Origin of the sequence: Hymenobacter yonginensis, from assembly GCF_027625995.1 — a bacterium.
In the GTDB taxonomy this organism is placed as follows: Bacteria; Bacteroidota; Bacteroidia; order Cytophagales; family Hymenobacteraceae; genus Hymenobacter; species Hymenobacter yonginensis.
In genome coordinates, this window is record NZ_CP115396.1 from 533,539 (window position 1) to 555,520 (window position 21,982).

18 protein-coding genes are annotated in these 21,982 nt (G+C 62.8%); 5 read left to right on the forward strand and 13 right to left on the reverse strand.

The features are described 5' to 3' along the window. The first annotated feature begins 89 nt into the window (after positions 1-89). Positions 90-713 carry a deoxynucleoside kinase gene (locus tag O9Z63_RS02380; protein ID WP_270127676.1) on the forward strand — a complete coding sequence of 208 codons (624 nt, stop codon included), beginning with the start codon at positions 90-92 and terminating at the stop codon, positions 711-713. Between the two features lie 82 nt (positions 714-795). Here the strand turns inward: O9Z63_RS02380 and O9Z63_RS02385 are convergent, their stop codons facing one another. The 4 genes from O9Z63_RS02385 to O9Z63_RS02400 form a co-directional block, all read right to left on the reverse strand. Further along, positions 796-1,464 carry a DUF2461 domain-containing protein gene (locus O9Z63_RS02385; RefSeq protein ID WP_270127677.1) on the reverse strand — a complete coding sequence of 223 codons (669 nt, stop codon included), beginning with the start codon at positions 1,462-1,464 and terminating at the stop codon, positions 796-798. A gap of 79 nt (positions 1,465-1,543) precedes the next feature. Then, positions 1,544-2,338 (reverse strand): DUF547 domain-containing protein, encoded by a 795-nt coding sequence (locus tag O9Z63_RS02390; protein WP_270127678.1) that lies wholly within the window; start codon positions 2,336-2,338, stop codon positions 1,544-1,546. A gap of 305 nt (positions 2,339-2,643) precedes the next feature. Further along, the gene (locus O9Z63_RS02395) at positions 2,644-3,468 is read right to left on the reverse strand and encodes an MOSC domain-containing protein (RefSeq protein WP_270127680.1); all 825 of its coding nucleotides are present in this window, start codon (positions 3,466-3,468) and stop codon (positions 2,644-2,646) included. 155 nt (positions 3,469-3,623) lie between these two features. Beyond that, positions 3,624-4,604 (reverse strand): YitT family protein, encoded by a 981-nt coding sequence (locus O9Z63_RS02400; RefSeq protein ID WP_270127681.1) that lies wholly within the window; start codon positions 4,602-4,604, stop codon positions 3,624-3,626. Positions 4,605-4,756: 152 nt separating this feature from the next. Here O9Z63_RS02400 and O9Z63_RS02405 point away from each other — a divergent pair, with 152 nt between their 5' ends. Then, positions 4,757-5,161, forward strand: coding sequence for a DUF805 domain-containing protein (locus O9Z63_RS02405; RefSeq protein ID WP_270127682.1), 405 nt, complete (start codon positions 4,757-4,759; stop codon positions 5,159-5,161). Positions 5,162-5,266: 105 nt separating this feature from the next. Here the strand turns inward: O9Z63_RS02405 and O9Z63_RS02410 are convergent, their stop codons facing one another. Then, entirely contained in the window at positions 5,267-6,907 is a 1,641-nt protein-coding gene (locus O9Z63_RS02410) for a S8 family peptidase (protein WP_270127684.1), read from the reverse strand. 307 nt (positions 6,908-7,214) lie between these two features. Between O9Z63_RS02410 and O9Z63_RS02415 the strand changes: the two genes are divergently transcribed. From O9Z63_RS02415 to O9Z63_RS02425, 3 genes are all read left to right on the forward strand, one after another. Then, positions 7,215-9,758 (forward strand): PIG-L family deacetylase, encoded by a 2,544-nt coding sequence (locus O9Z63_RS02415; protein WP_270127685.1) that lies wholly within the window; start codon positions 7,215-7,217, stop codon positions 9,756-9,758. 106 nt (positions 9,759-9,864) lie between these two features. Then, positions 9,865-9,996, forward strand: coding sequence for a hypothetical protein (locus O9Z63_RS02420; protein ID WP_269560167.1), 132 nt, complete (start codon positions 9,865-9,867; stop codon positions 9,994-9,996). Continuing rightward, positions 9,993-11,687, forward strand: coding sequence for a sodium:solute symporter (locus O9Z63_RS02425; RefSeq protein ID WP_270127688.1), 1,695 nt, complete (start codon positions 9,993-9,995; stop codon positions 11,685-11,687). The genes O9Z63_RS02420 and O9Z63_RS02425 overlap by 4 nt, the downstream gene beginning before the upstream one ends. Positions 11,688-11,908: 221 nt before the next feature. On the opposite strand, the gene O9Z63_RS02430 is transcribed toward O9Z63_RS02425, so the two are convergent. The 8 genes from O9Z63_RS02430 to O9Z63_RS02465 all read right to left on the reverse strand — a co-directional run bounded on the left by O9Z63_RS02430 (position 11,909) and on the right by O9Z63_RS02465 (position 21,959). Next, on the reverse strand, positions 11,909-12,790 hold the full coding sequence (locus O9Z63_RS02430; protein WP_270127690.1) for a DUF2911 domain-containing protein: 882 nt from the start codon (positions 12,788-12,790) through the stop codon (positions 11,909-11,911). Between the two features lie 136 nt (positions 12,791-12,926). After that, complete coding sequence (locus O9Z63_RS02435) at positions 12,927-13,463, reverse strand: hypothetical protein (protein ID WP_270127692.1); 537 nt, start codon at positions 13,461-13,463, stop codon at positions 12,927-12,929. A gap of 3 nt (positions 13,464-13,466) precedes the next feature. After that, positions 13,467-14,018 (reverse strand): hypothetical protein, encoded by a 552-nt coding sequence (locus O9Z63_RS02440; RefSeq protein WP_270127693.1) that lies wholly within the window; start codon positions 14,016-14,018, stop codon positions 13,467-13,469. Positions 14,019-14,037: 19 nt separating this feature from the next. Further along, on the reverse strand, positions 14,038-15,033 hold the full coding sequence (locus tag O9Z63_RS02445; protein WP_270127695.1) for a cation diffusion facilitator family transporter: 996 nt from the start codon (positions 15,031-15,033) through the stop codon (positions 14,038-14,040). Between the two features lie 256 nt (positions 15,034-15,289). Further along, complete coding sequence (locus O9Z63_RS02450; protein WP_270127696.1) at positions 15,290-17,680, reverse strand: RCC1 domain-containing protein; 2,391 nt, start codon at positions 17,678-17,680, stop codon at positions 15,290-15,292. Between the two features lie 218 nt (positions 17,681-17,898). Next, positions 17,899-19,725, reverse strand: coding sequence for an ABC transporter ATP-binding protein (locus O9Z63_RS02455; protein WP_270127698.1), 1,827 nt, complete (start codon positions 19,723-19,725; stop codon positions 17,899-17,901). Positions 19,726-19,839: 114 nt separating this feature from the next. Then, complete coding sequence (locus tag O9Z63_RS02460; protein ID WP_270127699.1) at positions 19,840-20,316, reverse strand: energy transducer TonB; 477 nt, start codon at positions 20,314-20,316, stop codon at positions 19,840-19,842. A 158-nt stretch (positions 20,317-20,474) separates the two neighbouring features. Next, positions 20,475-21,959, reverse strand: a complete 1,485-nt coding sequence (locus tag O9Z63_RS02465; protein WP_270127700.1) for a sodium:solute symporter — start codon at positions 21,957-21,959, stop codon at positions 20,475-20,477. Positions 21,960-21,982: the final 23 nt, after the last annotated feature.

Consider the following 21,982-nt stretch of genomic DNA (forward strand, 5'->3'; position numbering starts at 1 on the left):
GCAGCCAGCTGCTGCCGACTTGCGGCGGGTTGTGTACTTTTGTGGTTCGGGCCGGGCCAAGGCGGCTGGCCGCCTTTTCTCTCAGACGTATGCACATTGCCATCGTCGGCAACATTGGGGCCGGCAAAACCACGCTGGCCAATAAGCTGGCCCACCATTTCAACTGGGAAGTATTCCTGGAGGACGTCGACCACAATCCGTACCTGAAGGATTTCTACGATGATATGCCGCGCTGGGCGTTTCATCTGCAGGTGTATTTCCTCAACAGCCGCTTCCGCCAGACCCAGCAGATCAAAAAGCTGCAGGCGGCCAGCAAGGGCGTCATTCAGGACCGCACCATCTACGAGGATGCCCACATCTTCGCGGCCAACCTGCACCAGTCCAGCCTGATGACCGAGCGCGACTACCGCAACTACCTGGGGCTGTTCGAGTCGATGGTGAGCATGGTGGATCCGCCGGACCTGCTGCTGTACCTGCGTGCCGACCTGCCCAAGCTGGTGCAGCAGATTGAGCGCCGCAACCGCGACTACGAGAACAACATCAAGATCGACTACCTCAAGCACCTCAACGAGCACTACGAGGAGTGGATCAGCGGCTACAAGCACGGCAAGTTGCTTATCATCGACGTGAACAACCTCGACTACGTGAGCAACCCCGAAGACCTGAGCGGCATCATCGAAAGCATCAACAGCACCTTGTTTGGGCTGTTTTAGAGTTTAGGTTTTAGGGATTAGGCCCGAATGAACAGAAAAAAAGAGGCCCCGCCGTAACCCGGCGGGGCCTTTCACATAATCCCTAATCCTTCATAATCTCATTGAGGAAACGGACGAAGGGCTGGGCGGCGCGCCAGGCTTCCAGCACGCGGGCCGGGAAGTCGGGGCGCAGCACCTCGGCATCGGGGATGGCGCGCCATACAAAGAAGCGCTTGAGGCGCAGCCACTCAATGTCGGGGTCGAGGCGGTCGTAGCCTTTGGGGGCGGTTTTGAGGGCGTCGGCGGGGTCTAGGCCGGCGGGGAAGTGGCGCTGGAATTCGGGGTGCTGGCGCAGGGCGTGGAAGGCGGGGCCGTTGTAGTGGATTTCCTGCCGGATGCGGGCCAGCTGCTGCGGCTCGGGCTCCCAGCGCCCGGCCCCCACGTATGACTCACCGCCCGGCTCCAGCACCACGTAGTAGCCGGCCCAGGGGCTGTGGCGACCACCGGGCTTGAGGCCAGCGCTCATGTGGCGCTTGTAGGTTTCGGGGTCGCGCTGCGAACGGTCGTTTTTGTGCAGGCGGTACATCACATCGGCCGGCGTGAGGCCGCGGATGCCGGGCTCAAACTGTTGCAGGCCATTGAGTAGCTCGCCCAGCAGCGCCGTGAATTCGGCGCGGGCCTGCTGGTAGTCAGCCCGGTGCTCGTCCATCCAGGCTTTGTGGTTGTGGGTGGCCAGCTCGCGCAGAAACGCCAGCACCAGGGCTCGGTCCATGAGGCAGAAATAAGTGAAAAGCTGACCTTGATACGACAGGCCGGCTATTCAGATGCGCTCAGGGACGTGGTTTGCCCGCTTATTTGTGCAGGGCCTGGGTAGCCGATAACGGCTGCCGGTCGTTGAGGGCCCAGCTAAAGGGCAGAAACTCAATCGGGGCGGTGGCCGCTACCGGCATGGGCGCGTAGCGGTTGACGAACTCCAGCAATTGCGTGCGGCTCCCAAACTCGGCCGCGTAGAAGTTGAACAGGCTGGACAGTTGGGGCTGGGCACCCGCCAGCACATTGCGGGCCGGGTCGTTGAGGAAGCGCCGGGTCTGGCGCTCCAGCTGCTGCGCCAGCTGCGCACCCTCGTAGGCCTCGGGCAGCAGCTGCGGCCCCGACATGGCGCCCTGCACCAGCGCAAAGTGCAGGCGCGGGTCTTGGAAGCGCGCCGTCAGCTTTTCGCGCTCAATCTGGTTGAGCGAATACTCCTGGCCGCCCACCTGCACGCTCGGCGCCTCCCACAGCGAGTGCACCTTCCCTTTCAGCCGGATATCGTTGACGTTGCTGAGCGGATAATACTGCAGCACCATGTACACGGTGGCAGCGTTGTAGATGTTGATCCAGTAGGCCTCCTGCTCGGCCGCCGACCAGCCGGCCGCTTCGGGCGAAACTTTGCGCTGGGCCAGCAGGTAGTCGAGTAGCTTGTCTTCTTCGTCCAGCAGGCCCTGGTAGTTTACGAGGCCTTCGGGCGTTACGTACTGGTGCAGCAGCTCATCCCAGGGGGCGTGCAGCCGGGCGCTGGAAATGGTTTGGGATGCGCCAACCCGGGGGAGGGCAACCGCCAAAAACAGAAGCAGAACGATAACCCGGCTGGCGAGCGTACGCGTCATAGGGGAGCAGTAAGGAGAGGAACAACAGGTGTGCGGCCCGTGGGCCCACCGGCATGCAGCCATGCCGGGTAGTGCAGATTGTAGCGCGGAAGGGTATTATGACGGTATTCCGATCAGACGGTAGACTGAAACAAGCCTGCCTGATCTTCTTAAAACACAAGAAAAAGCGTAAGAATTAGCAAATGTACATATTTCAAGGATATGTACAAACTGCTGAAAATAGTCTGATAACTAAACGGCATTATGCTGCCTCATTGCTGCCCAAAAAGCCTCTGGCAGCAAATCAGGCAATAAGGCAGGCGGACTTATTTCAGGTTTAGTACCTGTAGGGTGTCGCCGACGCGGAGCAGGCCGCGGCCGGGGCCGGTCACGTTCTGCCCGAACATCACCTTGCTGCCTTGGGTGCGGTAGGTGGCCAGCGTGCGCAGCGGCTCGCCGGCCGCGCTTTTCTCGGCCGACTGCTGGTCGATGGTTGTGAGCACGCACCGGCCGCAGGCGCGCACGGCCCGGAACGGCACGTCGCCCACCTGGAATTCGGCCCAGGTGTCTTCCTCAAACGGGGCGCCGCCGCTGAACACGAGGTTGGGCCGGAACCGGTCCATGGGTACGGGCTCGGCGAGGCGGCCGTTGAGCTCGTCGAGGGCGCTCTGGCCGATGAGCAGAAAGGGGTAGCCGTCGGCAAAGCTCACGAGCTGGCCTTCGGGGTTGAGGTCGGGCTCCACGTCGCGGCGGGCCATATCCGACATATACACCAGCTTGCAGGGGCGGCCCAGGGCCTCGCTCACCCACTCGTCGGCGGCGCGGGTGCCGCGCCAGGCAAACACCATATCGTCCCAGATGGTCACGAACAGCGTACGCTCGGGCGTGGCCTCGAAGGGCACGTACAGCGGCAGCAGATCGGGGCGCTGGGCGTGCGTGAGCAGGAAGCCGTTGTAGGCCGGCGACACCCGCAGCAGGGCCATATCGGGCGTCTGGCGCTGGGTCATGAACTGGTTGCGCTCATCTACCAGCAACCAGCGGCGGTCGTGGCGCAGGCCGCGCGGCTCTATCTCGGCCTGGGTTACCCGAATGCCGCCCAGCGACTTGACGGGGTAGATGTAGAGGTCTTGCAGGAGGAGCGGTGCGGCCATACTGCAAAGGTAGCCGCGAAACGCAAAGGTGAAATGGTAGAACGTCATGTAGAGGCGCAGCCGAAGCATCTCGCGTGCTGATTCTGATTAGCAATCCAACATCAGCACGCGAGATGCTTCGCTCCGCTCTGCATGACGTTCATTTTCCCTCAGTCTCAGTGCAGCGGCCGTTTCTTGATCATGCCGCCTTTGGTGTCTTTCACGCTGTGCATCACGATGAACGCCTGCCGGTCGATCTGGTCGATTTCGCCTTTGAGGCGCGAGAGTTCCAGGCGGGTGACGACGGTAAACACAATTTCAACGGGGTTGGGCTGGTCGCCGTGGGTGCCGTAGCCGCGCTTGCCCATGTACACAGTAGCGCCGCGGCCCAGCTTCTCGGTAATCATGCGCCGGATGGCATCGGAGCGGCCCGAAATGATGGTGACGCCGGTGTATTCCTCAATGCCGTCAATCAGGAAGTCGATGGTTTTGGCGGCCGAAAGGTAGGCCAAGATGGAGTACAGTGCCGTTTCGATGGACAGCACATAGGCCGCTACGGCGAAGATGCCGATGTTGAACAGCAGGATGATGTCGCCGACGGTGAGGCTGGTTTTCTTGCTCAGGAACACGGCCAGGATTTCGGTGCCATCGAGCACGCCGCCGCCGCGCATGGCCAGCCCGATGCCGGCCCCGAGGAAAAAGCCCCCGAAAACGGAAATCAGCAGCTTGTCCTGGGTCAGGGTAGGGAAGGACACCACCAGCAGCACCGCCGCCAACGCCAGAATAGCGCCCAGCGACTTCAGGGCCAGCGTGCGGCCCATCTGGAAGTAGGCCATCACGATAAACGGCGCGTTAATGACGATAATCAGCAACGACAATGGCAGGCCGGTAAGCTGGCGCACCAGCAGCGAAATGCCTGTCACGCCGCCGTCGATGAAGTCGTTGGGAAGCAGGAAGGCTTTGAGCCCAAAAGCGGCCGACAGTACGCCCAGGGCTAGGTACATGGCGCTGAATAGGTGGTGCCGGAACCAGCGGCGGGCCGCGGCGGCCGTGCGGTGCGGGCGCCGCTTGAGGCGGCGTTTCGGCTTGCCCGGCGGGGCGTCGGGGGTGGTTTTGTTGCGAAGTTTATCCAGGAAAATAAGTTGAGGTATGAGCATAGCGGCGGGGGTAAGGCGTCTTATAGCATACGCCCACCCTGCCCGAATGTTGAATAATAGCGCAAATACGCCGGACTTGGCCCGGATTTTGGGAGTGGCAGCCGCCAGTATTAGCGGGGGTAGCGGCCCGCGTTTTCACTCGCCTGTTTGCCATGAAACAATACGACTTTCTACAGGGCCGCCTGGGCCGCTCCGACTATGCGCTGCGGCTGCTGCTGGCCCTGGTGCCGCTGCTGCCGACCTCATTTCTGTCGGCTCCGCAGGCTTGGTACGAGGTGCTGCTGGCCGGGCTGGTACTGGCCGTCAGCACGGCGCTGGCGGCGCTGCTTTCGGTGCGCCGCCTCCACGATCTGTACCTGAGCGGCTGGTACGCGCTGGCTTTGCTGGTACCCGTCGTGAATGTGCCGGCCTGCTTGCTGCTGGCGCTGCTGCCCGGCACGGCCAGCCTCAACCCGTGGGGCCCGCCCGCCGGGGCGCGGCTGATGCCGATACCCGTGGCGACACCCGTAGGCAACGAGCCACCAGCCCGGCGCTGGCTAACCGGCGGAGCCAACTAACCGCGTACCAGAAGCCGACCAAATTCGCCAACCATCAAAAAGCCCCGTAGCGGCGACAGTTCAGATCTGTCGTTGCCACGGGGCTTTGCTATTGTTGCGGGCGAGCTACTTGGCCGCCTCGGCGTCGGCGAGCTGCACGGCGCGGTAGAGGTTCACGAGGCCGCCGGTGCGCGACAGCTCGGCGAAATCCACCGTTTTGCGGGTGCCGGGCTTGAGCACCTTGGTATGATACACCACCGCCGACTGCAGAATGATGCGCTTTAGATCAGCCGCAGTGAGCGTAGGGAAGTACGACTTCAGCACCGCCGCCATGCCCGACACCACCGGCGAGGCCATGCTGGTGCCGCTTTTGTTGCCATACTGCTGGCCGGGCAGTGTGGAGTAGATCTGGTTGCCGGGCGCGAATACGTCCACGTTCTTGCGGCCGTAGTTGGAGAAGTCGGCCACGAGGTGCTGGTCGTTGAGGCGGGCGCTGGCGCCTACCGTAATCATGTTCGGCACGGGCTGGCCATCGGGGTACACCGGCGACGGAAACTCCACGTTCACGTCGATGTCGTCGTTTTCGTTGCCGGCCGAATGCACCAGCAGTACGCCTTTAGTGGCGGCGTAGCGCATGGCCGCATCCACGGCCTCGCGCTGTGGCGAGTAGTACTTGCCGAAGCTCATATTGATGATGCTGGCCCCGTTATCCACGGCGTAGCGGATGGCGTTGGCAATGTCCTTGTCCCGCTCGTCGCCGTTGGGCACGGCCCGCACGGCCATAAGGCGCACGTTGTCGGCAATGCCGAGGATGCCGAGCATATTGGTGCGGTCGGCGCCGATGATGCCGGCCACGTGGGTGCCGTGCATGGGGTCGGGGCCGTGGTTGTCGCGGTTGCCGTAGCGGCGGTCCTGGGTGTTGGTGGGGTCGTCGCCGATGATGCTGGCACGCGGGTTGAAGGCCGGGTTGAGGCTGAACTCCAGCTGGCTGCGGCTGTCGTCGAGGCCCTCTTTCATATCCGCCAGCACCGATTCCAGGTCGGCGTAGCCGGCGGAGCGCAGGTTGGCGTAGAGGCTGAGGGCGGCGCGGTAGAGGTTGGGGTCGGTGGGGGTGGCGGCGCGCAGGCTGGCCGTATCGAGGCGGGCCAGGCCGAGGGCCTCGCGCAGGTTGTCGGCGCCCTTTTTATTGAGCGTGTAGGCCTGGTCGAGGGAGGCGGCTTGCTCCTTGTTCTCGGCAATCTTGTCGGCCTGGGTCTTTTTTACTTTCTGATACAGATCATACTCGGCGCGCTTGGCGGCGGGCACGGCGGTGCGGGCTTTGCCCTCGTAGAGCGGCCGGAGGCGGGCCACAAGGCGGGTATCCTCGTAGGTTTCCACGTCCACGTTGCGGCCGTCGGCGCCACCCAGGAAGTTCCAGCCGTGCACGTCGTCGACGTAGCCGTTCTGGTCGTCGTCGAGGCCGTTGCCGGCAATTTCGCGCGGGTTGGTCCAGAGCAGGCGCCGCAGGTCGGCGTGGGCCGTGTCGATGCCGGCATCAATGATGGCCACCACCACCGAGGTCGAGGGTCGGTTTTTGAGCAGCTCGTCGTAGGTTTTGCGCACGCTCACGCCCATCACGCCGTCGGCGGCCGGGTCGAGCAGGTACCACTGCTGCGGCGGCACGGCGGGTTGTGGGGCAGTGGAAACGGCATTCTGGGCCGTGCCCAGCAGTGGCAGCAGCAGGGCCAGGCCCAGCAGGCGCAGGCGGGAAGGAACGGAAAACGTCATCAGCAGATAGCGAGCGGATACTAAAAGAGGCCTATACGCAGGCAGGGTCTTCACGATCATCACCTGCCAACTTCAACCCCACAGACACAGTTCCGCCCGCCCGGACGCATGAGGATATAGTGGCTGGTGTGGTACTACGACTTTTTCCAGTCGTAGTACCATTACCGCTGAACGACAACCAGCCGCGCCGTTCAACGGTAGTGGTACCACGAGGCCCTGCGGGCAACTCGTGGTACCACTCGTTCGGCTTCCCCGGACAGGGTCGGCCGGGGCGGCTTATCTTCACGCCCTCAAGCTGCCCTACTATATGCGTACTCGCCTGTTCCGCGCCGTCCTGTCGGCATTCCTACTTACTAATTCTTCATTACTAATTGGCACAGCCGCCGCCCAGGCCCCCAAAACATGGTCGTCCAGTGAAATTCTGCTGGGGCTGAAGAAGCTGAACGTGCTGGGCTCGGCCCTGTACGTGGCCGCCCACCCCGACGACGAAAACACCCGCCTGATTGCCTACCTCGCCAACGGCCGCCTCGTGGAAACCGGCTACCTCAGCTGCACCCGCGGCGACGGCGGCCAGAACCTCATCGGCCCGGAGCTGCGTGAGGGGTTGGGCGTCATCCGGACGCAGGAGCTGCTGGCGGCCCGCCGCATCGACGGGGGCCGGCAGTTCTTCACCCGCGCCAACGACTTCGGCTTCTCGAAAACGCCCGAGGAAACCTTCACCATCTGGGACAAGGAGCAGGTGCTGGCCGATATGGTGTGGGTGATCCGGCAGCGCCGACCCGACGTCATGATTACCCGTTTCCCGCCCGACGGCCGCGCCGGCCACGGCCACCACACGGCCTCGGCCATGCTGGCCATCGAAGCCTTCTCGGCCGCCGCCGACCCCAAGCGTTTCCCCGAGCAGCTGCAATACGTGCAACCCTGGCAGGCCAAGCGGCTGCTCTGGAACACCGGCAGCTTCTTCGTGAAGGCCGGCGAGGACATGAGCGGCTATCTGAAGCTGGATGCCGGCGGCTATAACTCGCTGCTGGGGCAGAGCTACGGCGAAATTGCCGCCCGCAGCCGCTCCCAGCACCGCAGCCAGGGCTTCGGTAGCAGCGCCCAGCGCGGCGAGGCCTTGGAGTATTTCCAGCCCCTCAAAGGCGACAAAGCCACCACCGACCTGTTCGAGGGCGTGGATATGACCTGGAACAGGGTGCCTGGCGGCGCGGCCATCGGGAAGATGATTGACGAGGTGATTCGCAAGTACGACCCGGCCAATCCGTCGGCGAGTGTGGCTGGACTGCTGAAGGTGCGGATGGCGTTACACAATGCGGCAAAGCAGGAATTCTGGACTAAGGACAAACTCAGTTCAACAGAAACACTGTTGAAAGCCTGCATGGGGCTTCATTTAGAAGCCAGTGCTATGCAGGTACAGGTTGCGTCTGGCCAGCCTGCGGTTGTTAATCTGGACATAGTGAGCCGTGGACCGGATGCTAATCGGAAAGTCAATTTTGTGCGCTTGGAGTCAGTGCGTTTTCCAGAGGCCGGGCAGGATTCAACAATTGGCCGCTTTCTGGATAGAGAGAAACTGCTCACAGTTCGCAAGAAGCTGGTAATGTCTGCCTCTGAGTCCCTGACTGAGCCTTATTGGCTGAGTCAAGCCGGTACAGTGGGTCTGTACAGTGTGCCCAATCAGCTACAGCGAGGCAGGCCCGAAAACCAACCTGCAGCTACGGTAAAGGTGAAAATGCATGTAAGCCAGATGCAAGGCGTGAGTGGTGCAACGGATACCATCACGTTCACCGTCCCCGTCCAATACAAAAGCACCGACCCGGTGGAAGGGGAGAAGTACCGTCCGCTGACGGTGGTGCCGCCGGTGATGGTGAACGTGGGCGGCCACGCCTACGTGTTTGCCGATAACCAGCCCAAAACCGTTCCCGTGACGCTGCGCGCCGGCAAGGCGGGTGTACGCGGCACCCTGGCCCTGAGCCTGCCCAAAGGCTGGACGGCCGAGCCTGCCAGCATCCCGTTCGAGCTGGGAACCAAAGACGCCGAGCAGACCGTGCAGTTCCGGGTGCAGCCCGGCGCGGGGGCACAGGAAGGCAAATCGGAGCTGCGGGCTGTGGCTACTGTGGACGGACAGGCTTATTCGCGCGGCTACCAGACCATTGCCTACACTCACATTCCCACCCAAACCCTGTTCCCCGAAGCCGTGGCCCCGCTGGTGAAGCTGGATTTGCGGCGCAAGGGCCAGGAAATTGGCTACCTGATGGGGGCTGGCGACGAGGTGCCCGACGCTCTGCGCCAGATCGGCTACACCGTAACCCTGCTGAAGCCCGAGGACCTCACCGAGCAGAACCTGCGCCGCTTTGATGCCGTGGTGCTGGGCGTGCGCGCCTACAATACCCTTGACCGCCTCAAAACACTGCAGCCCACGCTGCTGAAATATGTGGAGCAGGGCGGCAACCTGGTGGTGCAGTACGCGGTGAGCCGCGGCACCGTGCTGCCCCAAATCGGCCCCTATCCGCTCACCCTCAGCACCGACCGGGTGACGGTGGAAAACGCCCCCGTCACCTTCCTCAACCCCACGCAGCCCCTGCTCAACACGCCCAACAAAATCACCAGCAAGGACTTTGAGGGCTGGGTGCAGGAGCAGGGCCTCTACTACCCCAGCCAGTGGGACCCCAAGTACCAGACCGTCATCAGCAGCAACGACCCCGGCGAGAAAGCCAAGGAAAGCGCCATCCTCGTCGCCGACTACGGCAAAGGCCATTACATCTACACCGGTCTTTCGCTGTTCCGGGAGCTGCCCGCCGGTGTGCCGGGCGCCTACCGTCTCTTGACCAATATGGTGTCGTTGGGCAAGTAGCCTTCGTATCTGCCGCCGTCGGTCAGGGAATCGAAAAAGCTGCCTGACCAAAGCAAGGCGCATTTTGTAGTGGGTGTTGCTATGGTTTACTTTACCTTCGTTTCCTATGTCTGCTATCCCTGAATCTGAAAAGCCGCCGCTGCTGCCTTCGTGGCGGGCCTGGTACTGGCTGGTGCTGGGCGCGCTGGTGGCGGAAGTGGCCTTTTTCACCTACCTCACCCGCGCTTTCGCTGCATGAGTACCTTCGACTGGCTGGTGCTCAGCAGCACGCTGTTGTTTATTGTCGGCTACGGGGCGTGGCGCACGCGTGGCGCCGGCGCCTCTCTGGATTCCTACCTGCTCGGCGACCGGGACGCCTCCTGGTGGGGCGTGGGCCTGAGCATCATTGCCACCCAGGCCTCGGCCATCACCTTCCTTAGCACGCCCGGCCAGGCCTACGACGACGGCATGCGCTTCATTCAGTTCTACTTTGGCCTGCCCCTGGCCATGGTGCTGATTGCGCTGTTTGCGGTGCCCATCTACCACCGCCTCAAAGTATTTACCGCCTACGAATACCTGGAAGGCCGCTTTGACCGGCGCACGCGCACGTTGGCGGCGCTGCTGTTTCTGGTGCAGCGCGGCCTCAGCAACGGCCTCTCGCTCTACGCGCCGGCGCTGGTGCTGTCGGCCATTCTGGGCTGGAACATCATGCTCACGGTGTGGCTGCTGGGCGGCATCATGATTGCCTACACCGTGGCCGGCGGCACCCGCGCCGTGATGGTGACGCAGCAGGGCCAGGTGGCCGTGATTTTCACGGGCATGGTGGTGGCCGGCTACCTGCTGGTGCACTACCTACCGCCCGAAGTCGGCTTCAAGGAAGCGCTGCAGGTGGCCGGCCACCAGGGCAAGCTCAACCTCGTCGATTTCACCTTCGACCCCACGGACCGCTACAACTTCTGGTCGGGCATGACGGGCGGCCTGTTTCTGGCCCTCTCGTACTTCGGCACCGACCAGAGCCAGGTGCAGCGCTACCTCACCGGCCGCAGCGTGACCGAAAGCCGCCTGGGCCTGCTCATGAACGGCCTCGTGAAGGTGCCCATGCAGTTTGCCATTCTGCTGGTAGGTGTGCTGCTGTTTGTGTTCTACCAGTTCAGCCCGCCGCCGCTCACCTTCAACCGCCCCGTGCGCGACCAGGTGGCGCGTTCCACTACCTACGGCCCGCAGCTGCGCGAGCTGGAACAAACCCACGCCACGCTGTTTCTGGCGCGCCGCCAAGCCACCACCCAGCTGGTAGAGGCCCTGCACACCGAGGACCCCGCCCAGCTGGCCGCCGCCGAAACTCATCTGCAGGCCGCCACCGCCGCCACCCGCGGCCTACGCGACCGGGCCCAGGCTCTCATCAAAAAAGCCGTGCCCTCGGCCGAAGCTAAAGACACCGACTACGTGTTCCTGACCTTCGTGCTCAACAATATGCCGCAGGGCCTAGTAGGGCTGCTGATTGCGGTGGTGCTGTCGGCGGCTATGGGCTCGGCGGCAGCCGGACTCAACGCGTTGGCGTCAACCACCGTCATCGACCTGTACCGCCCCAGCCGCCCCCACGTGGATGAGGCCCACAACGTGCGGGCTTCGCGCTGGGCAGCCATTGGCTGGGGTGTGCTCGGCATCGGCTTCGCCACCTTCGCCGCCCGCCTCGAAAACCTGATTCAGGCCGTCAACATCCTCGGCTCGCTGTTCTATGGCACCATCCTCGGGATTTTCATCGTGGCCTTCTTCCTGAAGCGCGTGGGTGGCACGGCCGTGTTCTGGTCGGCCATCGTGGCCCAGACGGTGGTGCTGTTGCTGTTCTGGAAGACCGATATCGGCTACCTGTGGTTCAACATCATCGGCAGTTTGCTGGTGGTGGGGCTGAGTGTGCTGCTGTCGATATCGGGAAAGAAAACTGTAGCATAAGCTTCAGCTTGTGCCGGGCCTTGCGGGTGCCTCACCCCTAGCCCCCTCTCCCAAGGGAGAGGGGGGACTAGATCTAAAATCATAGCACTAAGAAAGCCCGTCAGACGATCTGACGGGCTTTTTCAATCTTGTTGTTTGCAATGTCTAGCGCTAAAAACTAGCAGCTGGTTCCCCCTCTCCCCCAGGAGAGGGGGTTAGGGGGTGAGGCCCACGTGAGGCGCTTATTTGGCGCCGTTCTTCTTGGCTGTGGCGATGATGTCGTCGTTCATCTTCACGTAGTCCATGTTTTTGGCGGTTTGGGCCAGCTTGCGCGACTGTTCGGCGGCGGTCAGGGCGCCTTTGTAATCCTTCATCTTCATGCGAATTTTAGCCTCGGTGTGGACGTTCCAAAACTTTGGGTCCTTCTCGTTGGCTTTCTGCATCCAGGTCAGGGCCTGCTTGAGGTCCTTGTCGTTGTCGTAATAATAGACGGCGGCAGCGGCCAGGTCGTTGGTGCTGGGCGAGGCGTTTTGGGTTACCTTTTCCGTAATCTGGGCCATCACCTTGGGCTCCACGTCGGCAGCCACTTTGAACTTAACACCAGTCATTTCCCACTGCAGGTCCACGTTGGCGGTGGCGGGGGTGAGGTCGGTGAAGTTCATGGTGAAGGTTTCCACCTTGGCGGCCGTTTTGTAGGGCTTCACCAGGAAGGTAGCCACATCGTCTTCGGCTTTGAATCCGTCGACGTCGGCGCCCTGCTTGGTATTCTTGCTCAGCACCATTTTCCAGGAGGCTTTGCCGGGCACCGTGTACAGGCCATACTCGCCGGCCGGCACCTTCTTGCCTTCCACGGTCACATCGTCGGAGAATTTGATGGTAGTGGTGGCGTTGGCGCCTGTGCGCCAGCGCTTGGCGTAGGGAACAATGGCTTTAGTGGTGGAGTCGCCGAATACCATGCGGCCCTTCACGCTGGGGCGTGAGTAGGTGAGGGTGATGTCGGTGAGGCCCACGCGCTGCATGATGGTGCTTTTGGGGCTGGCCGCCGGCGTGGCAATCTGTGCCTGAGTGGCCATCGGGGCCGCCAGCACTACTAGGCCGGCCGAAATCGAGAGAAGAGCTTTCATGAAAGGGGAAAATGATGGAATGGGGTAACGGCCCAAAAGTAGCAAACCCCGCGTTGCAACGCAGGGTTTGTGGGGTTTCGATAGGTAGTCAGAAGGAAAAATGCTCCGGTCAGCTGATTCCGCCATGCTACTGAAACTACAGCTCCTGCATCGGAATCCGGTGCTGCTGCAGTAGCGCCAGCACCTGCGCGGGCGTGGCTGGGGCCTGCAGGCGGCGCAGATCCAGGTAGTAGCAGGCGGCTTCGGTGGGGTAGAGTAGGAGCCAGTCGGGTTGCACCCACACGGCGCGGCGCAGCACCTGCCAGCGCGCCTCGAAGTGGCCATCGGCGCTGCGGCCGCGCAGCCGTTCGGCATCCAGCTCGAAGCTGATGGGCGCGTGCAGGCCGGTGTTGCGGGCGTAGCCGCGCCGCAGCTGGTAGCGCACCAGCTGCATCCGCACCAGCGCATACAGTATCGCCACGGCCAGAAACGCAACGGTACTGTGGTTGCTGACGTAGCCGGTGCGGCTGATATCCAGTGCCACGCTAGCGGCCAGCAGCAGCACCGCCAGCCCCAGCAGCCAATGGTTGAAACGGGTGCGGGGCCGCTGCCGCCACAGCCGGAAGTTCACGGCCACAAATTCATCGGCCGTCATCCGGACGCCGGGCAGCAAAAGCGGGTAGGTAGTAGGCACAAGCTAGCGGGTAAGAAGCTGTTGCTGCTCCAGCAGCTGTAAAACGTCGGCCGCCGAGGCCGGCGGGTTCACGTTGCGCAGGTCAAGGTAGTAGCAATACTCGGGGTTAGGATACAGCAGCAGCCACGGACCGAGGTGCCGGACCCGGTAGAGCTCCGGCCACAGAAACGTGGTAAACCGGCCCTGGTACTCCACCACTACACCCGATTCTATTATTTCGAAGCGCGTATTCAGCCCCGCCGTCGGACTTTGCCGAAATGCCCGGCGGTACTCACGCATGCGGTACCACAGGCCGGCTGCCGTGAAGAGGGAGCCGATGAGCAGCAGGCGAATGTATCCCCGCACGCCGGGCGGCCCCCATGCGCTGCCGGCTGCCAGCAGCAGCAGCCACGCGGCATCCCACCAGCCGCTGTGCCAGCCATGCGGGGTCGGGAGGGGCGCTATCTGCCGGTGCCGTGTGTCGGGCGGATAGCGCTGCCGCTGCTGCTCCTGGTGGATGGCTGCAAACTCCCGGGCGCTGAGCTGGGTGGTCGAAACGGTGATGGAAGGCGGCATACGGCGCGGATTGCTGCGGCTACACCGGTTCGGTCAACTGGTGACGCTCGTTTTTCACCACGTTGGCCAGCGTCCAGGGGATTTCCTGGCTGAACGGATGCTGCCGGACCGGGCAGTCGGCCATCTGGCAGTGCGAGCAGGCCGAGAAGGTACAGGGGTCGGCGTGCACGAACATTTCCACGTCTACCTCAAACCGGTCGCGCACCAGCTCCTCGATGCGGTGCACCTCGGTGTGGGTTTCTTCCAGGCTGAAGTAGTAGGGCATGGTCACGTGGCAGTCGATGTGCAGGTTGGAGCCGTAGCGCTGCACGCGCAGGTTATGCACGTCAATCCAGGCGGGGCGGCGTTGCTGCTGCAGCTCCGTAATCACCTGCAGCACGGTAGCCTCGTCCGACTCGTCCATGAGCCCGCCCACCGAGCGGCGCACCATGCGGTAGCCATTCACCACGATAAACAGCCCCAGGATAACCGAGGCCGCGGCATCAAACACCACCCGGCCCGTGAGAATCACCAGCACCAGCGCCAGGCACGACACCAGCGTGCTCACGGCATCCAGGTACAGGTGCTGCCCGTCGCCGACCAGCGCCAGCGAGTGGTGCTTGCGGCCTGCCCGCACCAGCACGAAGCCTACCAGCAGGTTCACGAGGGCCGTGGCCGCTAGTAGCGCCATACCCCAGCCCGGCTGCTCCAGCGCGTGGGGCGCCAGCAGCGCCCGCACGGCCGAGTAGAAGATGTAGCCGCCCGCCATCAGAATCAGGCCGCCCTCAAACCCTACCGACAGGTGCTCAATCTTACCGTGGCCGTAGGGATGGTTTTCGTCTTTGGGCAAGCTGGCCAGGTACACGCTGTACAGGGCAAAGCCGCTGGCTACCACGTTGATGATAGACTCCAGCGCGTCGGTCAGGACGGCCTGCGAGTGGGTGAGGAAGTAGGCGTAGAACTTGACCAGCACCAACGCCACACTCACCACGAGCGAAAGCAAAGCCAGACGTTGTTTGAGGCGCTTGGTGGTCATAAGCTGCAGGAAATATTCAGACGAAGGTACGGCCAGACCGCCAGGAATGTGCGGCCGCCGACGCTGCCAGTGCGGCCCACCGCCGGACATACGTACGCCCGGTTTGCCCGTTGGCAAACGGCCAAAGAAGGCAGCCGCCTGGGTGCTATACCGTTGCAGGGCAGCCAGCCGAAGTTATCGGCTAACCCCGGCGCCCGCAAAAAAGTGGCGCTTCGGTGAGAAATAATTGCCGCGGCGGGTGGCCTCGCCAGTGGCCTTACAGCAGCAGCAGGCGCGCACTCTCTCTACCGGAAGACCACACTAGCTGCACCAGATACAGGCCGCGGACCAGGGTGGCGGTAGGCAGCGTGAGCTGCTGCCGGCCCCCCTGAACGGCTTGGCTATGCACCACCTGGCCCGATTGGTTGAGCAGGCGTAGCGTGGCCGGCTGGGGAGCGTTGGTGGCTATCTGCACTTGGGTGGTGGCCGGGTTGGGCCAGAGCGCCAGCGGCAGCTGGCTGGCTACGGCCGGGTCCGGTGCCAGTTGAAAGTCGAGCAGTAGCGGCGAGGAAGAAAGCAACGCCTTCGGGTAATCGTGGGTGGTGGTGAAGCTGACATTGTTGCCCCAGGTCCAGAGTGTGCCATCGGCGCGCACAGCCGCCATGTGGTTGAACCCGGCACTCACGTTCAGCCAGCCGGCCGCGGGCCCAATGGGCTTGGGCGTGTTCTGGGCTAAGCCAGGACCACCCGGGCCGTTGTAGGCATTGCCGATACCCAGTTCTCCGTTAGCATTGTTGCCCCAGGTCCAGAGCGTGCCATCGGCGCGAACCACTGCCGCGTTGCCCGCGCCGTTGGTCAGGCTGCTCCACTGGCCGCCTTCGCCAAACTGCACGGGCCGCTCACTGCCGGTGCTCATCACGGCCAGGGCACCGCCCCAGCGCCAGAGGGTGCCATTTTGCTGCACAGCTGTGGTGCTGTTGCTGCCCGCCGCCACGGCCTGCCAGTTGGTGGCGGTGCCAATCCGAATGGGCTCCTGCCACAGCTCATTGGCCGGGTCGCCTACTTGGTTGGCGTAGTTCGTGCCCCAGGCCCACAAGGTACCATCGGTGCGGATGGCGGCGCCGTGCACGGCGCCGGCACTAACCTGCTGCCAGGTGGTGGCCGTGCCGATGCGGGTGGGTACTACCTGAGTGGGGTTGCCAGACGGCAGGCCCAACTGGTACTGGGTGTTTCCGCCCCAGCCCCAGAGTGTGCCATCTGTCCGCACGGCCAGCGTATGCCGTATGCCAACACTGGCATTTTTCCAGTTGGTGCCGGTCCCCACGCAGGTGGGCGCCAGCCGGTTGGTCGTGGAGTTGTCGCCGAGCTGGCCGCTGCTGTTGAGGCCCCAGGCCCAGAGTGAGCCATCCTGCCGGATACCGACGCTGTGGGTTTCGCCGGCGCTGATGCTGAGCCAGTTATTGTCGGTCCCGACACGGACGGGCTGGACCCGGAAGGTGGTAGTACCGTCGCCGAGCTGGCCGTATTCATTGCTGCCCCAGGCCCAGAGCGTGCCGTCGGTGCCAATGGCCAGCGTGTAGCCCTTGCCCGCACTGCTGACTTTCCAGGAAGTGGGCGCGCCGGGCTGGGCCAGCAGGCGGGGCGTCATCTGGCAGGCGGGGCGCAGCTGCGAGCTGCCCACCTGTCCGTGAGCGTTGTTGCCCCAAGCCCACACAGTGCCATTCTGGCGCACGGCCACGGCGTGCTGGTCGCCAGCCGTCACTGTCTGCCAAGTGGTTTCGGCACTCACGCGCACCGGCTGCGGCTGCATGGTTTGAGTGCCGTTGCCGAGCTGCCCGCTGTCGTTGGCACCCCAGCCCCAGAGCGTGCCATCCCGCTGCACACCCAGCACAAAGCTATAGCCGGGGCTGATGCTCTGCCAGGCCAGCGACGTGCCGATCTGCTGCGTCGTCAGGTCTTGGGCAGAGTAGTTGAGCTGCCACAACGAGCCATCGGTGCGCACAGCCAGGGCCGTGCTGAAGCTGGCCCCCAGCTGCTGCCAGTTGGTGGCCGTGCCGAAGCGGGTGGGGACCGTTATGTAAGTGGGGAAGGCAGTCGGGATGGTGCCCCAGCCCCAGAGCGTCCCGTCTTGGCGCAGGGCCTGTGTGAGGCTGCTGCCGGCCGCCACGCTCCGCCAGTTGGTGTCGGAGCCAACGCGGGTGGGCGCGGTGCGGGAGTAGTTGGTGCCGTCGCCGAACTGATAGTAGCTGTTGCTGCCCCAGGCCCAGAGCGAGCCATCCTGCCGGATGCCCATCGAATGGATAAAGCCCGTGCTGACCTGCTGCCAGTTGGCGTCGGAACCCACGCGGGTAGGCACCAGCCGGTTGGTTGTGGAGTTGTCGCCGAGCTGGCCGCTGCTGTTGTTGCCCCAGGCCCAGAGCGAGCCGTCCTGCCGGATAGCCAGCGTGTGCAACCGGCCGGTGGCCACGCTTTTCCAGTTGGTGGCCGTGCCGATGCGCGTGGGCGTGGTCCGGTCGATGGTAGTGCCGTCGCCAAGCTGGCCGTATTCATTGCTGCCCCAGGCCCACAGCGTGCCGTCGGGGCGCACGACGGCGGAATGGTTTTGGGCCGCCGCCAGAAACGGAAGCAGCCAGAATAGCACGTAACAGCAGAGTAGAGGTAGCCGCATGCAGAATAGGTTGAAAAAGAAAGAATAAGGCCCGGATAGTATAAGCCCGGAAAAGGCACGAAGATAAAAGTGCCGCCCGGAAAGCGGGTGATGAATCACCCGCCAGTTGCAAAAAAGTCAGCCGGTCCGTAATCGACCCAAAAAAAGGGCGAAGCACCGCTTCGCCCTCTCTGATGAACTGCCCGCCCGGCACCCGGGCGGGCAGTGGAAATTCGTGCCTAGCTCATCTCAAACTGCAGCTTGAGCAGGTTGGCGTAGAGGCCATTGTCGTTGTGGGCCAGCTCCTCGTGAGTGCCCTGCTCCACAATGCGGCCGCCGTCGATGACCAGAATCTTGTCGACTTTGCGGATGGTGCTTAGGCGGTGGGCGATGATGATGCTGGTGCGGTGCTGCATCAGCTCGTCCATGGCCTGCTGCACCAGCTTCTCGCTTTCCGAGTCGAGGGCTGAGGTGGCTTCGTCGAGCAGCAATATGGCCGGGTTTTTCAGGATGGCGCGGGCAATGGCAATGCGCTGACGCTGCCCGCCCGAGAGCTTGATGCCCCGCTCGCCCACCAGCGTGTCCAGCCCCTCGGGGAAGGAGCTGATGAACTGCCAGGCGTTGGCTTTGCGGGCCGCCTGCATGATTTCCTCGTCGGTGGCGTTGGTTTTGCCGTAGGCAATGTTTTCCCGGATCGAGCCGCCGAACAGGATGGTTTCCTGCGGCACGATGCCGATGTGGCGGCGCAGCTCCGTGAGGTCGTACGACTGGATGGGGCGGCCATCTACCGTAATCTGGCCGCCGCTGAGCTCGTAGAACTGCATCAGCAGCTGCACGATGGTGCTTTTGCCGGCGCCCGAGGGGCCTACCAGCGCAATCTTCTCGCCGGCCCGGATGGAGAACGTAATGTCCTGCAGCACCGTCAGGTCGGGGCGGGTGGGGTATTGGAAGGCCACGTGCTCGTAGGCAATGTTGCCCTGCAACTGCACCGGCTGCGCGCCCGGCTGGTGGGTGGGCTCGGTGGGCTCGTCCAGGATTTCCAGAATCCGCTCCGAGGCGCCCAGCGTGCTTTGCACCTTGCCATACAGCTCGCCCAGGCCTGCCACCGAGGCCCCGATGAACATGGTATACAAGGCAAACTGCGTCAGGTCGCCGATGGTCATCTGGCCGGCCTGCACCAGCGTGGCGGCGCGCCACAGCACCAGCACGATGCCGCCGAACAGGCCAATGATGACGAACGACACGAAACCGCCGCGGTAGAGGTTGCTTTTCAGGGCCGCCCGCACCGTGTTGGAGAGGGAGGCGGTGTAGCGCTGGGTTTCAAACTGCTCGTTGGTGAAAGCCTTCACCGTGTTGATGCCCTGCAGGGTTTCCTCCACGATGACGTTGGTTTTGGCCAACTCGTCCTGGGTGGTTTTGGCCAGCCCCCGGATTTTCTTGCCGAACACCATGGCCAGCACCACAATCGGCGGAAACGTCAGCAGCATAAACAACGACAGCTTCACCGATACCACCATGATAAACACGATGCCCGCCAGCAGGGTCGTTACCTGCCGGAACAGCTCGGCCAGCGTCAGCGAAAACGAATCCTGAATGATGCCCACGTCGGAGGTGATGCGCGAGGTGATGGCGCCCACCCGGTTTTTCTCGAAATACGGAATGGGCAGCGTCACGAACTTGCGGTAGAGAGCCTGCCGGATGTCGCGGACGGTGAACTCGCTCACCTGCGTGAAAAACCAGATGCGCCCAAATGAAAACAGGCCCTGCAATAAGATCAGCCCCGCAAAGGCCGTGGCAATCTGGTTGATGGAAACGGACATGCCGTTGGGCAGCACCACCGGGTTGCCGCTGGCGGCATCGGCCAGCTTGCCAATCAGCCACGGAAAGGCCATGGTGCTGGCGCTGGACAGCGTCAGCAGGACCGTGCCCAAAACAAACTTGGCGCGGTAGGGCAGCGTGAAGCGGAAAATCCGCAACCCCTGCCGGAAGCTTTCCTTCGACAATTTCTTCTTGGGCACGTCCGGGTCAAGGGTCGCGCCGCTGGTATTCATTCCGCTTCGGGCCATTCTATGGTGTAGAAGTGAGACAGGAGAGGGGAGAAGTAAGACTGGTGCAGGCACCGCCAAGGTGATAACCGGCAAGTCTCATTTCTTACTTCTCATTTCTCATGTCTTATTTCCTTATTCAAACTTGGTTTTGCCTTGCTCTACCTTCAGAATCTGGGAGTTGCCGAACGGCACCGGCAGGCGCACCTGCACGGGCACTGGCTCGCCCTTGCGGGTGGCTGGCTTCCAGGCGGGCATGAGGGCCAGCACCCGCAGCGCCTCCGCGTCGCAGTCGGGGGCCAGGGATTTGGCTACTACCGGGTTAGTCAGGCGTCCATCGGCCCCGACGGTAGCCGTAACTTCCACGTTGCCGGTAACACCCTTGACGCGCGCCGCCTCCGGATACTGGATATTCTGCTGAAAAAAAGCGCCTATGGCCTGCGCGCCGCCCGGATACTGGGGCGCCACGTCGGGGCGGTTGGCGGCCGGGCGGGCCTGGGCCTGCATGCGGCCGGCCTTCAGCTCCACGGGCGCTTTGGGCGCGGCCGGTTGCTGGGCCTGCGCGGCGTGAGTGGCCACTACCGTCAGCAGAAAGAGGAAGAGGTGTTTCATAGGAGGAAGGGCACCGCGAAAATCCGTTTCGCGACGAGCAGAGCGAGTGTCCGATACTGCGCAGCCCGCGCAAACGGCAACTACTCGCTTTGCTCGTCGCGAAACAGAATTTCGCGGTACGTGGCACAAAGGTACGGCTACTTCCCCGTAAACACTCCTTATAAAGCAGGGTTCAATTCGGCGGCAGCGCGGGGGCGCGAAATGGCCAGCAGCCCCAGGAACGTGAGCAGGCCGTTCAGAATCAGAATCTCGAACCCGAACTCATAGCCCCACCACGCCTTGGAGTTGGCGTTGATGAACCACGTGAGCAGCGGTGCGGCCACGCACACGGCCGGCACCAGTCGGTCGTGCAGGCCGCGGCCCGTAAACAGCCCGAAGGAGTAGAGGCCCAGCAGCGGTCCGTAGGTGTAGCCGGCGGCCTTGAACACGGCCGTGATGACGCTCTGGTCGTTGATGGCGCGGAAAATCAGGATGATGACGATGAGCACCAGCGAGAAGCCAAAGTGGGTGAGCTGCCGCACGCGGGTCTGCTTTTTCTCTTCGTACTGCTTGATGTCGAGCATGTCCACGCAGAACGAGGTGGTGAGGGCCGTCAGGGCTGAGTCGGCAGAGGCGTAGGTGACGGCAATGATGCCCAGGATGAATACGATGCCCGCAAACAAGGTGAAGTGGCCCGTGGCCAGCAGCGGAAACACGTTGTCGCCGATGATTTTGCCGGTGGCCGGGTTGGTAGGCAGCGCAATGCCCTTAGCGGCCGCGTACTGGTACAGCAGCACGCCCAGCGACAGGAAGAACACGTTCACCACCACAATGGCAATCGTGAACCAGAACATGTTTTTCTGGGCGTCCTGGAGGTTGCGGCAACTCAGGTTTTTCTGCATCAAATCCTGGTCGAGGCCGGTCATGACGATGGTGATGAAGGCGCCCGAGGCAAACTGCTTCCAGAAGAACTTGTCGTCTTTGGGGTCGGAGAAGTAAATCTGCGACATGCTGCTTTCCTTCACCGTTTTCACCAGCCCGGCAAAGCCCAGGTTCAGCTCGTCGGCCATCAGGTAGATGCTCACGGCCACGCACACCAGCATGGCCATGGTCTGGAAGGTATCGGTCCAGAGGATGGTTTTGAGGCCGCCGCGGAAGGTGTAGAGGTAAATCAGGAAGATGCTGACCGTGACCGTGACGGCAAACGGCACGCCCAGCCCGTCGAATACGGCCAGCTGCAGCACGCCCGCCACCAGAAACAGCCGGAACGCCGCCCCCACGGCCCGCGAAATCAGGAAGAAGAACGCGCCGGTCTTGTAGCTCCAGAACCCAAACCGCTGCTCCAGATAGGTGTAGATGCTCACCAGCCGCAGCCGGTAGTACATGGGCATGAGCACGGTACCAATCACCAGATAGCCCACAATGTAGCCCAGCACCACAGCCATGTAGCTCCAGCTCTGCGTGGCCACCATGCCCGGAATGGAAATGAACGTGACGCCCGACAGCGAGGTGCCAATCATGGCAAACGCCACCATGTACCAGGGCGCGTTGCGGTTGGCAATAAAGAACGACTCACTCGTGGCCTTGCGCGACGTGAGAATCGAAATAATGATGAGAACGACGAAGTAGCCCGCAATCAGGCTCAGGATGAGGGTGGGAGACATAGGGCAAAGCTAACAAAGAACGT

Bases quoted from the DNA above. Each gene is read 5' to 3' on its own strand.
- O9Z63_RS02380 (WP_270127676.1), top strand. From the start codon at position 90: ATGCACATTGCCATCGTCGGCAACATTGGGGCCGGCAAAACCACGCTG.
- O9Z63_RS02385 (WP_270127677.1), bottom strand. From the start codon at position 1,464: ATGGACCGAGCCCTGGTGCTGGCGTTTCTGCGCGAGCTGGCCACCCAC.
- O9Z63_RS02390 (WP_270127678.1), bottom strand. From the start codon at position 2,338: ATGACGCGTACGCTCGCCAGCCGGGTTATCGTTCTGCTTCTGTTTTTG.
- O9Z63_RS02395 (WP_270127680.1), bottom strand. From the start codon at position 3,468: ATGGCCGCACCGCTCCTCCTGCAAGACCTCTACATCTACCCCGTCAAG.
- O9Z63_RS02400 (WP_270127681.1), bottom strand. From the start codon at position 4,604: ATGCTCATACCTCAACTTATTTTCCTGGATAAACTTCGCAACAAAACC.
- O9Z63_RS02405 (WP_270127682.1), top strand. From the start codon at position 4,757: ATGAAACAATACGACTTTCTACAGGGCCGCCTGGGCCGCTCCGACTAT.
- O9Z63_RS02410 (WP_270127684.1), bottom strand. From the start codon at position 6,907: ATGACGTTTTCCGTTCCTTCCCGCCTGCGCCTGCTGGGCCTGGCCCTG.
- O9Z63_RS02415 (WP_270127685.1), top strand. From the start codon at position 7,215: ATGCGTACTCGCCTGTTCCGCGCCGTCCTGTCGGCATTCCTACTTACT.
- O9Z63_RS02420 (WP_269560167.1), top strand. From the start codon at position 9,865: ATGTCTGCTATCCCTGAATCTGAAAAGCCGCCGCTGCTGCCTTCGTGG.
- O9Z63_RS02425 (WP_270127688.1), top strand. From the start codon at position 9,993: ATGAGTACCTTCGACTGGCTGGTGCTCAGCAGCACGCTGTTGTTTATT.
- O9Z63_RS02430 (WP_270127690.1), bottom strand. From the start codon at position 12,790: ATGAAAGCTCTTCTCTCGATTTCGGCCGGCCTAGTAGTGCTGGCGGCC.
- O9Z63_RS02440 (WP_270127693.1), bottom strand. From the start codon at position 14,018: ATGCCGCCTTCCATCACCGTTTCGACCACCCAGCTCAGCGCCCGGGAG.
- O9Z63_RS02445 (WP_270127695.1), bottom strand. From the start codon at position 15,033: ATGACCACCAAGCGCCTCAAACAACGTCTGGCTTTGCTTTCGCTCGTG.
- O9Z63_RS02450 (WP_270127696.1), bottom strand. From the start codon at position 17,680: ATGCGGCTACCTCTACTCTGCTGTTACGTGCTATTCTGGCTGCTTCCG.
- O9Z63_RS02455 (WP_270127698.1), bottom strand. From the start codon at position 19,725: ATGGCCCGAAGCGGAATGAATACCAGCGGCGCGACCCTTGACCCGGAC.
- O9Z63_RS02460 (WP_270127699.1), bottom strand. From the start codon at position 20,316: ATGAAACACCTCTTCCTCTTTCTGCTGACGGTAGTGGCCACTCACGCC.
- O9Z63_RS02465 (WP_270127700.1), bottom strand. From the start codon at position 21,959: ATGTCTCCCACCCTCATCCTGAGCCTGATTGCGGGCTACTTCGTCGTT.